General features: G+C 54.3%; 12 protein-coding genes and 1 pseudogene. 10 read left to right on the forward strand and 3 right to left on the reverse strand.

Going from position 1 to position 12987, the window contains the following annotated elements; genetic code table 11:
• Positions 1–558: 558 nt before the first annotated feature.
• On the reverse strand, positions 559–1017 hold the full coding sequence (locus ACPGUT_RS14530; RefSeq protein WP_423992564.1) for a nucleoside deaminase: 459 nt from the start codon (positions 1015–1017) through the stop codon (positions 559–561).
• A gap of 75 nt (positions 1018–1092) precedes the next feature.
• Between ACPGUT_RS14530 and ACPGUT_RS14535 the strand changes: the two genes are divergently transcribed.
• The 9 genes from ACPGUT_RS14535 (at position 1093) to dtd (ending at position 9838) form a co-directional block, all read left to right on the forward strand.
• Positions 1093–2109, forward strand: a complete 1017-nt coding sequence (locus ACPGUT_RS14535) for a pseudouridine synthase (protein ID WP_423992566.1) — start codon at positions 1093–1095, stop codon at positions 2107–2109.
• 128 nt (positions 2110–2237) lie between these two features.
• On the forward strand, positions 2238–3062 hold the full coding sequence (locus ACPGUT_RS14540) for a TerC family protein (protein ID WP_423992568.1): 825 nt from the start codon (positions 2238–2240) through the stop codon (positions 3060–3062).
• Between the two features lie 170 nt (positions 3063–3232).
• On the forward strand, positions 3233–4117 hold the full coding sequence (locus tag ACPGUT_RS14545) for a 5-bromo-4-chloroindolyl phosphate hydrolysis family protein (protein ID WP_423992570.1): 885 nt from the start codon (positions 3233–3235) through the stop codon (positions 4115–4117).
• 30 nt (positions 4118–4147) lie between these two features.
• On the forward strand, positions 4148–5338 hold the full coding sequence (locus ACPGUT_RS14550) for a toxic anion resistance protein (protein ID WP_423992572.1): 1191 nt from the start codon (positions 4148–4150) through the stop codon (positions 5336–5338).
• A 20-nt stretch (positions 5339–5358) separates the two neighbouring features.
• Positions 5359–6309, forward strand: coding sequence for a DUF2927 domain-containing protein (locus ACPGUT_RS14555; RefSeq protein WP_423992574.1), 951 nt, complete (start codon positions 5359–5361; stop codon positions 6307–6309).
• A gap of 14 nt (positions 6310–6323) precedes the next feature.
• Positions 6324–7466 (forward strand): SPFH domain-containing protein, encoded by a 1143-nt coding sequence (locus ACPGUT_RS14560; RefSeq protein WP_423992575.1) that lies wholly within the window; start codon positions 6324–6326, stop codon positions 7464–7466.
• A gap of 293 nt (positions 7467–7759) precedes the next feature.
• Complete coding sequence (locus ACPGUT_RS14565; protein ID WP_423992577.1) at positions 7760–8287, forward strand: cytochrome b; 528 nt, start codon at positions 7760–7762, stop codon at positions 8285–8287.
• A 3-nt stretch (positions 8288–8290) separates the two neighbouring features.
• The gene (locus ACPGUT_RS14570; RefSeq protein WP_423992579.1) at positions 8291–9391 is read left to right on the forward strand and encodes a TFIIB-type zinc finger domain-containing protein; all 1101 of its coding nucleotides are present in this window, start codon (positions 8291–8293) and stop codon (positions 9389–9391) included.
• A gap of 9 nt (positions 9392–9400) precedes the next feature.
• Positions 9401–9838 carry a D-aminoacyl-tRNA deacylase gene (dtd, locus tag ACPGUT_RS14575; protein WP_423992581.1) on the forward strand — a complete coding sequence of 146 codons (438 nt, stop codon included), beginning with the start codon at positions 9401–9403 and terminating at the stop codon, positions 9836–9838.
• Here the strand turns inward: dtd and ACPGUT_RS14580 are convergent, their stop codons facing one another.
• On the reverse strand, positions 9839–10363 hold the full coding sequence (locus tag ACPGUT_RS14580) for a PhnA domain-containing protein (RefSeq protein ID WP_423992583.1): 525 nt from the start codon (positions 10361–10363) through the stop codon (positions 9839–9841). It abuts the gene before it with no gap.
• Between the two features lie 195 nt (positions 10364–10558).
• On the opposite strand from ACPGUT_RS14580, the gene ACPGUT_RS14585 reads away from it, so the two are divergent.
• On the forward strand, positions 10559–11821 hold the full coding sequence (locus ACPGUT_RS14585) for a uracil-xanthine permease family protein (protein WP_423992587.1): 1263 nt from the start codon (positions 10559–10561) through the stop codon (positions 11819–11821).
• A 114-nt stretch (positions 11822–11935) separates the two neighbouring features.
• On the opposite strand, the pseudogene ACPGUT_RS14590 reads toward ACPGUT_RS14585, so the two are convergent.
• Positions 11936–12987, reverse strand: a pseudogene (locus ACPGUT_RS14590) (glycine dehydrogenase (aminomethyl-transferring)); the annotation flags it as partial.

A 12987-nucleotide genomic window follows, 5' to 3' on the forward strand; every position in this document is an offset into this window, starting at 1 on the left:
CCACATATCTCTTCAGATATTAGCAATTTCAAAGAGCGTCGAGACCGAAGCCTCAAAGGACAAAAACATTCCAGAGCGCCTTAATACTTAAGGCGCGCTAGCCCGTCAATCCTCAAATTTCTTATCTTCACTTCAGTGTCTTGCGACCCTTCCGCTGCCCCCTTAGTGCGTCTCGTTTCCGTGTCGCCCTGCCGGTGAAGTGGGTTTTAGGGTTATAGCCCCGGACCCGCAACCCCTTTTTACAAAAACTCCAATCTTTTTTCAAAAATCATCAAAACCCCTTATTAACATACGCCAAAAACAACGAACGACACGTTTCCCCACGCCAAAGCGCAACTTTCGTACCCTCAAAAAACAACACAACACAACAACCACACCAAAAAATACAACGACTCGCATACAATCAAACCTCAAATGGCTAGGAATTGTCGTGCATGCAGCAAAAATCAGGAATCGCACCAGACAGACGGAATCGATTCATCGCAATTTCGTGGGTTTATCTTACTATATATATGCAGGTGAAAATCGCGGTGATTTGTGGCCCGATGAAGAGATCAATCAGCAGCATCTTCGTGCAGAAAAAAACGACTTCAGAAGGTTTGAAGATTCGGATTCGCGTACACCTTCGATCACTTCAGGAACATGATGCGCCTGCGCGTGCTCAAAGATTCGGGGCCCCTGCCCGATTCCGCCCGACTTGGGATCCGTCGCACCATATACAAGTTTGGCAATCCGCGCGGCGGATACAGTCATTGCACACATTGGACAGGGTTCCAGTGTCACCCAGAGTTCATACCCCGGCAAACGTTCCTGCCCCAAGGTTGCACAGGCTTTTCGGATAACCAGAACTTCGGCGTGCGCGGTGGGATCATTCATCTCACGCGTGCGGTTGCCTTCACGTGCCAGAATGTCACCTGATGGAGAAACCAGAACGGCGCCCACGGGAACTTCCCCCCGATCCGCGGCGGCACGCGCTTCTTCCAGGGCAATATCCATATATGATGTAAATCCGGTCATTGCCTATTCATGCCCCGAAGCCAGCCCCCTGCCAAGCATCTTTCCCTTTTCGCCCCACCAGGGTAAAGCGCTTGCATGACAGATAAACCCAAAACCGCCCCCGCTGGTGATCGCATCGCCAAAGTTATTGCCCGCGCTGGTGTGGCCTCGCGCCGTGATGCCGAACGTCTGATTGCAGACGGGCATGTCACCGTGAACGGCAAACTGATCGACAGCCCCGCGTTAAATGTCACGGATAAAGACAAGATCACCGTAAAGGGGGAAGAACTGGCGGAACCCGATGCGCCGCGCGTCTGGCTGTACCATAAGCCCACTGGCCTTGTGACATCTGCACGGGATGAAAAGGGACGCGATACGGTTTTTGACAATCTGCCCGAAAACATGCCGCGCGTGATGAGCGTTGGACGTCTTGATATCAATTCCGAAGGGCTTCTTCTGCTGACCAATGATGGCGGATTGAAACGCCAGATGGAATTGCCATCCACAGGCTGGCTGCGCCGCTATCGCGTACGGGTGAATGGCCGACCGCAGGATGAAACATTTGAACCTCTGCGCAAGGGCATCAAGGTTGATGGGGAAAAATTCCAACCGATGCAAATCACCTTGGATCGACAGCAAGGTGCAAACGCATGGGTCACCGTTGCGATCCGCGAAGGTCGTAACCGCGAGATCCGACGTGCGATGGGTGCAATTGGTCTTGATGTGAACCGCCTGCTGCGGGTCAGCTATGGCCCGTTTCAACTGAACGAGCTGAAATCTGGTGAAGTCGAAGAGCTGAAATCCCGCGTTGTGCGCGATCAGCTGGGGCTGGATGGCGATGATGCGAAACCTACCGTGACGCGCCGCCGCAAACCCGGGCACAATGCCGGTACAAAGCCAAAAGGCCGTGGCGGCAATCGTTCACAGGAAAAGCTGTGGGGTAGTGAAAGCGACGCCCCTCGATCCGGATCTGGCAAACGCCCGGGCCCGGGGAAAAACACCGGAAAACCCGCAGGCCGCCCAACCCAGGGGAAAAAGGCACCGGGTAAACCAAGTCATCGCCCGGATGGACGCACCGGTGGCAGACCCGGCGGCAGGCCCCGTCAGAAATAATTGGGATTTGGCGCGGCACGGAAACCTCGTATGCGGTAAAATACCATCGCGCCACCACATCCACCATTTACAAACGCCGGTGTTCTACGCAAAAACACCGCAACTTTTTCAGTATTCCGGAGCGCCCCATGTCCGAACTTTTGACAATCGAAAACCTTGGTAACCTTTTGATGCTTTGCTTTCTGCAGGCTGTCCTTGGGTTTGACAACCTTCTCTATATCTCTATCGAAAGTCAGCGAGCACCTAAAGAAACACAGAAATCAGTGCGTTTCTGGGGCATTATCATTGCGGTTGCGTTGCGGGTTGTTCTGCTGTTCGTCATGATCCGCCTGATCGATGCCATGGCTGCGCCATTCCACGTTTTCGACATGCCGGGACTTCTTGAAGGCGGTGTGAACTTTGCCACCGTTGTCTTCGTTATCGGTGGTGTGTTCATCATGTATACAGCCGTGAAAGAGATTTCGCATATGCTGTCGGTCAGCCACCTGAATACGGATGTAGAACAGAAATCCGGGAAATCTGCGGCCCAGGTGATTACACTGATCGTGATGATGAACCTGATCTTCAGCTTCGATTCCATTTTGTCAGCCCTTGCCATTACCGATGTCTTCCCGATCCTTGCCGCTGCAATCCTTTTGTCAGGTCTTGCGATGCTGGTTCTGGCCGATGGCGTAACCAGATTCCTAGAAAAGAACCGTATGTATGAGGTTCTGGGCCTGTTCATTCTTCTGATTGTTGGTGTCGTTCTGTTGGGCGAAGCCGGTCAGGCTGCTGCACATGCGGTGCATGATGATACGTTGGCGCTGAAAGTCTTCGGTTATGAAATCATTCCAATGTCCAAATCCACCTTCTACTTTGCGGTAATCGTATTGTTCGCAGTTGAAATCATCCAGTCCGGTTATCAACGCAAACTGAACCGCGAACGCGAAGCAGGGGGTAAATCTGCCCATTAATTCCCCCTAGGGCCACTTCTGGTTTTAAACCGCAATTTCCCCTATATAGTTGCATGAGAGACATTCATGACTGGGGAAATTGCAAAAATGGGTGGAAGCGGAGTAAAGAACCTTGGGTTCTGGGTGCTTTTTGCACTGATCCTATACGCAACCTTTAAAGGGGCCGCGTAATGGCGAAACGTTTCGGGGGTGATTTCAGCCCAAACGGCCGCGTGCAACAACAGAACGCAGCGCCTGTACAAAATACCCGCCCAGCGAAGGCCTCTCTTGGGGATCGGTTCCGGGCACGTCTTTTATTTGTTGCTCCAGTCCCTCTGCTGTTCAAAGCCTTTGGACGTGAGCCATTGCTTCTGGTTCTAACGTTGACTGCCTTCGCCGCGCTGTTTCTGGCAGCCTGGCTGACACGGGAAGGTCTGAAAGCCGAAGCTGCATATGATGCCCGCCAGGTGGCCCGCCGACCAGCCCTGCCCCGGAAAATAATTGCGTCTGCCTTGACTGGCGTCGGTGTTTTGCTTGCGGCTTTCACCGGTATGGGTGGCATTGTTGGCCCCGTGGTTTTGGGTCTGTTCGGCGCAGCCTGTCACTTTATCGCATTTGGCCCTGACCCCATGTCTGACAAAGGCATGGAAGGCATCGACCGGTTTCAGGCTGACCGTGTGGCCCGCGCAATCGAGGACGGCGAAGACCACCTAGAAGCCATGCGAGACGCGATCACACGCACCCGCGACCGGATGTTGACCACACGTGTAGAACGGTTCGCCATCACAGCCCGAAACATGTTCCGCACCGTGGAAGATGATCCGCGCGATCTGACAGCGGCGCGCAAATATATGGGTGTCTATCTAAAGGGCGCACGCGAAGCGACCGTGCAATATGTCACCATCGCAACCCGCGGACCCAATGCGGAAGCTCGTGAAAAATTCGAAGCCTTGCTAGATGATCTGGAAACAGGTTTTACCAGCAAAACAGAAAAGCTGCTTGAGGACGGGCAGGATAATCTTGACGTTGAAATCGAAGTGCTGCGCGACCGTTTGGCACGCGATGCAAACGTCTGAACCGACATCATTTGAACAGGGAAAATATCCATGAGTGTTACAGTTAAAGAACAAGCCCAGGCGCGCACAAACGAGATTACTGAAATCTCAGCCGTGACCCTGGCGGAACCTTCTACCGCTTTGGTGCCACTGGCCGAAGCAGACGCACCGGTTGCAGCCGAAATCTCAAAACGCATGAATGAGATCGACATGGGCGATACGGGTTCTATTGTCAGCTTTGGGTCCAGCGCTCAGGAAGAATTGCAGGTGATCAGCCAAGCAATGCTGAATGATGTGCGCAACAAAGACGTTGGCCCAGCCGGGGACAACCTGCGTGGAATCGTGTCAACAATTCGCGGATTTTCCATCACCGAACTGGATGTGCGTCGTAAGCGGTCCTGGTGGGAAAAGCTCACCGGCAAAGCCGCACCATTTGCCAAATTCCTGGCCCGGTTCGAGACCGTTCAAGGACAGATCGACAAGATCACTGACAACCTTCTGGATCACGAACATAAGCTTTTGAAAGACATCAAGTCTTTGGATCAGCTGTATGATAAGACCTTGGCATTTTATGACGAACTGGCCCTGTATATTTCTGCCGGTGAAGAAAAACTGCGCGTTCTGGACGAAGACATTATCCCGGCCAAGGCTGCAGATGTAGATGCCGCGCCGGAAGATCAGCAGGTCATGGTTGCCCAAGAGTTGCGCGATCTACGTGCGGCCCGTGATGATCTGGAACGCCGTGTCCACGACCTAAAACTGACCCGTCAGGTCACGATGCAATCGCTGCCATCGATCCGTCTGGTTCAGGAAAACGATAAATCCCTCGTGACCAAGATCAACTCGACGCTTGTGAACACTGTGCCTCTCTGGGAAACGCAATTGGCGCAGGCCGTGGCAATTCAACGGTCATCTCAGGCGGCAGATGCTGTACGCGATGCGACGGATCTGACCAACGAACTGTTGACGGCAAATGCTGAAAACCTGCGTCAGGCGAATGCGAAAGTGCGTACAGAAATGGAACGTGGTGTCTTTGACATCGAGGCCGTGAAATCCGCCAATGAAACCCTGATTGCAACCATCAATGACAGCCTGCAGATTGCCGATGAAGGCAAAGCACGTCGTGCTGCTGCCGAAGAAGATCTGAAAAAGATGGAAGGTGAACTCAAGGACACCCTTGCCTCTGCCAAAGCGCGCGGCGATAGTGTCGGCGACGAAGCCGCAACTTCGGTGCCTGCATAAGGCACCCCACGGGAGACCTCATGCTGAACCGGATCTTTGCAGCATCCTTAACACTCGCAGCTCTGGCCTTTATGGCCGGCTGCAGCCCGGAAACACGCCCGGGCACAGAAGTGCAACAAAACCGGTTTACGCCTCCTCCAGTGGAAACACGGCGCACGGCGTCCGCCGCGCCACAAAGCGTCGCAATGAAACAGCATCTGGCCCGTCTCGAACAGGCCAGCCTTGCAAACGGACATATGCGCAGGGACACAAACCCGGCGGGTATTCAGGTGACACGACAAGACCTGATCGATAACTTCATGGCCATTGCGCTGTTTAATGAAACCAATGCCCCAATTGGGCGGATGCGCCGCGAGGCTGCACCTTTGCGCCGTTGGGTGTCTCCCGTGCGATTCGGTCTCTATTTCGGCGATGCCGTTTCAGCGCAACAGCGCCTGCAGGATCAGACCAGCATCACGAATTTTGCCCGCACGATCCGCAACGCGACGCGCCACCCAGTTTCAGTCAGCCGCGAAAACCCAAATTTTCACGTTCTGATCCTGAATGAAAACGAGCGCCAGAACTGGCACCGCCAACTGGGCCGGATCTTGCCGGATCTGCCGCCTCAGGACATCAGCATCATTTTGCGCCTGCCCCGTCATAAGCAATGCCAAATGTTTGCCTGGGATTCTGACAATTCAGGTGTGTTCACCCGCGCGGTTGCCGTCGTTCGGGCAGAACATCCAGATTTAACGCGCTTGTCCTGCTTTCATGAAGAGCTTGCACAGGGCATGGGCTTGCCAAATGACAGCCCTGATGCCCGCCCTTCCATCTTTAACGACGATGAGGAATTTGGCCTTTTGACCCGCCATGACGAATACCTGCTGCGCATTCTCTATGATCCGCGCCTGCGTCCCGGTATGCGCGCAGATGAAGCCCGCCCCATTGTTGAAAACATCGTATCCGGTCTGAACCCGGGCACCCGCATTTAATAAAGGAAGAACCTATGGGTATTCTTGATTTTCTCTCTGGTCAGTTCATTGATGTCATTGAATGGACCGATGACACCCGTGACACAATGGTCTGGCGTTTTGAACGCGAAGGCCACGAGATCAAATATGGCGCGAAGCTGACTGTGCGCGAAGGCCAGGCCGCTGTGTTTGTTCATGAAGGACAATTGGCAGATGTATTCACGCCGGGTCTTTACATGCTTGAGACCAACAACATGCCGATCATGACCAATCTGCAGCATTGGGATCATGGTTTTGAAAGCCCGTTCAAGTCGGAAATCTATTTCATCAACACCACGCGTTTCAATGATCTGAAATGGGGCACTAAGAACCCACTGATGTTGCGGGACCCTGAATTTGGTCCGACCCGTATTCGCGCCTTTGGCACCTATTCTGTGCGTGTGAAAGATGCAGGGCGCTTTCTAACCGAAATCACCGGCACTGACGGCGAATTCACCATGGATGAAATCAGCTTCCAGATCCGCAATATCATCGTGCAGGAATTTTCCCGCGTCGTCGCAGGATCTGGTATCCCTGTATTGGACATGGCCGCAAACACCGGCGACCTCGGCAAACTAATTGCGACCGAGATATCCACGACAATCGACAGCTATGGCCTATCGATCCCGGAACTTTACATCGAAAACATCTCTCTGCCGCCTGCGGTCGAAGCCGTTCTGGACAAACGCACATCAATGGGCGTTGCAGGTGATCTGGGGAAATACACGCAATTCTCGGCCGCTGAAGCCATGACAACCGCTGCGGCGAATCCAGGTGGTGATGGCGGGATGGGGGCTGGCCTTGGCATGGGAATGGGTATGGCGATGGCACAACAGATGAATTCTGCCATGATGCCACAATCCGGGCCATGGGGCGCAGCGCCAGCGCAACCGGCAGCAGCACATACTCCGCCACCACCTCCGCCGCCTGTCGAAAAACTCTGGCACGTCACGGCAAACGGCACGACCACCGGCCCATTTTCACGCGCTGCCATGGGCAAGATGGCCGCAGAAGGTGCACTGACCCGCCAGACATTGGTCTGGACAGCGGGTCAGGACGGCTGGCAGAAAGCTGCATCCATCATGGAATTGGCGCAATTGTTTACCATTCTGCCACCCCCACCGCCCCCCGGCAGTTAAGCCACCGGAAGCTAGATGTTGACGTTACAACAGGGATATTTTCCTGGCCGTAAGTTCGCGCGATAATATCTTGCTATGTTCCACAAAACCGCCGCTTTCGATTTCATTGAGAGCGGCTTCTTCTTTTCCATCTCGGATTAACAGCGCTACATTTCCGGCCGTTTTGTGAAACTGCGCATGCAATTCACGGACTTTTTTGCGTGCGCGCCTCTGCGCTGATCCGCCTTGGGAAATTTCTTTGCCACCACGCCACCCGGTTCTATGCTCGTACTACATAAACGCAGGAGAACAACATGAACCGACGTACGTTGATTAAATGGTTGCACTGGCTAAGCTTTGCTTTGTTGATATATTTCTTCGCAGTAGAGCCCGACGACGACATGGCTGATGCGGGTGCTGCATTGTCAACGCACGCAGGGGCCGGGGTGCTTTTGGCGCTTGTCACCGGGATCTGGTTGTTTATCTGGCTGCGCAAAGGTCTGATGGGGCGCGCCGGCCCCAAATTGCCCGGACCCACCAAACAATTTCATCGCCTAAACCACATCGCCTTGCAGATCGGCGTGCCGATAGTTGTCGCCTCAGGTGCTTTCGCGGGTCTGGCAGCCCCTTTTGCAATCAGGGCTTTTGATGTTCTGCCTATCAATCCTGGTTTTGGCGGAAAGGGCATCCATGACTTTGCCACCGAGATCCACGAGATCGTCTTTGACGCATTGATTATTCTAATCATCGTCCATGCCCTGTTTCACATCTGGCGTCATCTGCGCTTAAAGGATAATGCTTTGCGTATAATGGTTCCGAAAATTCTACACCGCTGGCTTTGATATATGTCTGACATCTCTGAAACCCATCGTTTTCCCTGCGACGCCTGCGGATCTGATCTGCGCTTTGATCCTGCCGCGGGCCTTCTTACCTGCGATCACTGCGGCAATCAGGAAAGCATGGAAGGACACGGCGAAATTTCCCATTCAGAAGCCATTCGCGAACTTGATTTTCGCGCGGCCCTGGATGCCCGTCTGCCAGAAGCCGATACAGAGGAAATCCGCGCATCTTCCTGCACGAACTGCGGGGCCCAGGTGGTGTTTTCAGATCAGAACCACGCGCAGGAATGTCCGTTTTGCGCAACCCCGGTTGTGACTGACACAGGTGCATCCCGCCAGATCAAGCCCAAGGCCACCCTACCCTTTGCCCTGGAAGAACGCGAAGCCCACGATGAGATGAACGCATGGCTGGGAAAACTATGGTTCGCCCCTGGTGGGTTGCAGGAATATGCGCGTAAGGGTCGGAAGATGAACGGGATTTATGTGCCCTACTGGACCTATGACGCGGATACCAAAACCCGCTATTCCGGTCAGCGTGGCACGGTGTATTACGAAACCCGGACAGTGCGCGTGAATGGTGAAACACAAACCCGGCGCGTCCAGAAAATCCGCTGGCGTAATGTGTCTGGCCGGGTTGCCCGATTCTTTGACGATGTTCTGGTTCTGGCCAGTCACAGCCTGCCAAAGAAATACACCGATAATCTTGCGCCCTGGAATCTGTCCCACCTCGAACCTTACCGACCAGAATATCTGGCTGGCTTCAATTCCGAAGGCTATGTGGTTGAACTGGCTGACGGATATAGTGAAGCCCGCGCCATGATGGATCAGGTCATTCGTCGGGACATCAAGTTTGACATCGGCGGGGATCGCCAGCGGATCAGCGCGATGGATACCTCTGTGTCTGATGTGACGTTTAAGCATATCCTGCTGCCGGTCTGGATGGCGGCCTATAAATATCGCGGCAAGACCTATCGTTTTGTGGTGAACGGGCAAACTGGCCGTGTACAGGGCGAACGCCCTTGGTCAGCCTGGAAAATTGCAGCCGCTGTCATCCTGGGCCTGATCGTGGCAGGTGGCATCGGATATCTCATCGCGCAAAATCAATAAGGACAGATCATGAAAGCAGTGGTTCAAAGGGTCACAGAGGCCAGTGTTGATGTGGACGGCGAACGCATTGGCGAAATCGACGAAGGTGTCGTGATTCTCGTCTGTGCCATGCAGGGCGACACCGAGGCCAACGCTGATAAACTTGCAGCCAAGATCACCAAGCTGCGGATTTTTCGCGATGACGAAGGGCGAATGAACCGCTCTCTTGCAGATATTGGCGGCACAGCCCTGATCGTCAGTCAGTTCACACTGGCCGCAGATACCTCCCGCGGCAATCGCCCCGGGTTTTCAGCCGCCGCCAGCCCGGATGAGGGCGAGCGGCTTTATGAATATTTCATCACGCGCATACAGCATGAAGGCATCCCGGTACAAACCGGGAAGTTCGGCGCAGATATGAAAGTTCGTCTTCTCAACGACGGACCTGTCACCATCCCGATGGAATTCTGATCAACCGGTTTTCTTAACGAATTGCGTTAAGATCACGATCTGCTGGCCATTCACCCGGCCCTCGATATGGGTTTCATTGTCCGGTGAAAGCGAGATATTGCGCACGGCCGTCCCGCGTTTCGCGGTAAATCCCCCGCCTTTCACGGGCAAATCTTTGATCAGCACAACCGCATCACCGGCCGCTAAAACCACCCCATTGCTATCACGATGAATCAGTGCGTTTTCATCCGGCAGATCTGCCTCAGCCCAGCTGAGCGTATCTGGTTCAAGATACGCGATATCCAATAGGTCCCGCGCCCAGGCCTCTGATTTCAAACCAAACAACAAACGATAAGCCAGTACTTTCACCGCTTCTGTTTCCGACCAAATCGCCTCATTCAGGCATTGCCAATGTGGCGCGTCAGAGATCGGGCCTTTTACCCCCGCAAGACAGCTCTCACAAAGCTGCACCACAGCATCGCGCGGGGCCATGCTATGGGCGGTCAGAGAGGTTGCAGTTGAACAGATTTCGCAGGTGGCAGACATAGGTTTTCCTCATTCAGGGTTGTCCGCCCTATACCATGTTTCCCTGCTCCCAAAAGCTTTGTTCTGCTCAAAATCCCAGCGCAACCGCAGAAAATCTGGGACATGCGAAAAACCGGTCTGGAAAACTGGGCGAATATCCGCCAGTAAGACACGAATTTGGATGAATGGGCCCACAGGCCCCAGAAGGATGCGAAAATGACCCCTACAGAAAATACCGATTATAAGTTTGGCCCAGGCCAAGCCTTGATTGGCGCGCAAATGCTGTTTGTAGCCTTTGGTGCACTGGTTTTGGTGCCCCTGCTGACCGGCCTTGATCCCAGCGTCGCACTGTTCACCGCGGGCCTTGGCACCCTGATTTTCCAGGTTGTGACCAAAGGCAAAGTGCCTGTGTTCCTGGCTTCGTCTTTTGCTTTCATCGCCCCCATCGGGTACGCAACCGCGACTTGGGGTCTGGCGGCAACCACCGGTGGCCTTGCGGCGGCTGGCCTGCTCTATGTGGTTCTTAGCTTTGCGATTCGTATCTTTGGCAGTGGCTTCCTGCACAAACTGTTGCCCCCCATCGTGGTTGGCCCCGTCATCATGATCATCGGCCTATCCTTGGCCCCAGTTGCTGTGAACATGTCCACAGGTCTTGCGGGTGACACACAAATCATGGCAAAATCCACGGCACTGATCATCGCCGCTGTGTCCCTTGGCGCGACTATGCTGACCGCAATCTTGGGCCGAGGCATCATGCGCATTGTGCCGATCCTTGTGGGTGTTATCGCAGGCTATATCGCAGCGATGATCATGGGTGTGATCACCGGGGAAAGCCTGATCGACGGCAGCGCCTTCACCAATGCGCCTTGGTTCGCGTTCCCAGGCTTTGTAACGCCTGAATTTAACCTCGCCGCCATCCTGTTCATCCTGCCCGTGGCCATTGCACCCGCGATTGAACATTTCGGTGATATCTTGGCCATCGGCAATGTCACCAAGAAAGACTACATGGAAGAGCCAGGCATCGAGAACACCATGCTCGGTGACGGCCTTGCGACAATGGCGGCTGGCTTCCTTGGCGGACCACCAAACACCACCTATTCTGAGGTTACTGGTGCCGTCACCCTGACGCGTGCCTTTAACCCGGCGATCATGACATGGGCGGCGATCTTTGCGATCATCCTGGCCTTTGTTGGCAAAATCGGTGGCGCACTTGGCACGATCCCAATGCCCGTTATGGGCGGCATCATGATCCTGCTGTTTGGTATGGTGACTGTGGTTGGTCTCTCTGTGCTGACACGTCTGGGCGACGCCCTGACAGAGCCGCGCAACATGGTGATCGTTTCCACCATCCTGATCATTGGCCTTGGTGGTCTGACCGTTAACTTCGGAGACAACTTCGCCCTCGCAGGCATCGGTCTTTCCGGTGTTGCGGGCCTGGTTCTGAACCTGATCCTGCCGAACCCGGCTGCACAAGACTGATTATTTCAGAAAACAGAACATAAAATGCCCGGCCACTGCGCCGGGCATTTCTTTTTCGCCCCAACAAAAAAGGCGACCCGAAGGCCGCCTTTTGTTTCGCTACTGCATGAGGACTTATTCGTCGTCCTCATATGCCTCCATCGGGGGGCATGTGCAGATCAGGTTCCGGTCGCCGTATACGTTGTCGACGCGGTTCACAGGGGACCAGTATTTGTCCACACGGAAGGCACCCGCTGGGAAGCAAGCCTGTTCGCGTGAATATGGACGATCCCATTCACCCACCAGATCTTCAACCGTATGTGGCGCGTTCTTCAGCGGATTGTTTTCCGCATCGATCTTGCCACCTTCGATGTCGCGCACTTCATTGCGAATGTCTTTCATCGCAGTGATAAAGCGGTCGATCTCAGCTTTTGGTTCAGATTCTGTTGGCTCAACCATCAGCGTACCAGCCACAGGCCAAGACATGGTTGGCGCGTGGAACCCGTTGTCGATCAGACGCTTGGCAATGTCATCCACAGTTACATGCGCGCTGTCATCCAGCGGACGTGTATCAAGGATACATTCGTGTGCAACACGACCATTCTCGGCGGTGTAAAGGATGTCATAGTCATCCTTTAGGCTTGCCGCGATGTAGTTCGCGTTCAAGATCGCAACTTTGGTCGCCTGTGTCAGACCAGCACCGCCCATCAGCAGAACATAAGCCCAGGAAACAGGCAGGATGGAAGGCGAACCAAATGGCGCCGCAGACACCGGACCAACGGCACCCGCATATTCAGGGTGACCTGGCAGGTGTGGCGTCAGATGTGCTTTTACACCGATCGGACCCATGCCGGGGCCACCACCACCGTGCGGAATGCAGAACGTCTTGTGCAGGTTCAGGTGGCTTACGTCACCGCCCACATCACCCGGACGGGCCAGACCCACCATCGCGTTCATGTTTGCGCCGTCGATATACACCTGACCGCCATGGTCATGGGTGATCTGACAAACTTCCTGAACGGTTTCTTCAAACACACCATGTGTGGATGGGTAGGTGATCATACATGCTGCAAGGTTGTCAGAATGCTGTTCAGCCTTCGCACGGAAATCCGCCACGTCGATGTTGCCGCTGTCATCCGCTTTCACCGGAACAACTTTCCAGCCCACCATCTGCGCAGACGCCGGGT

Origin of the sequence: Halocynthiibacter sp. (assembly GCF_049608145.1) — a bacterium.
Taxonomy (GTDB): domain Bacteria; phylum Pseudomonadota; class Alphaproteobacteria; order Rhodobacterales; family Rhodobacteraceae; genus Halocynthiibacter.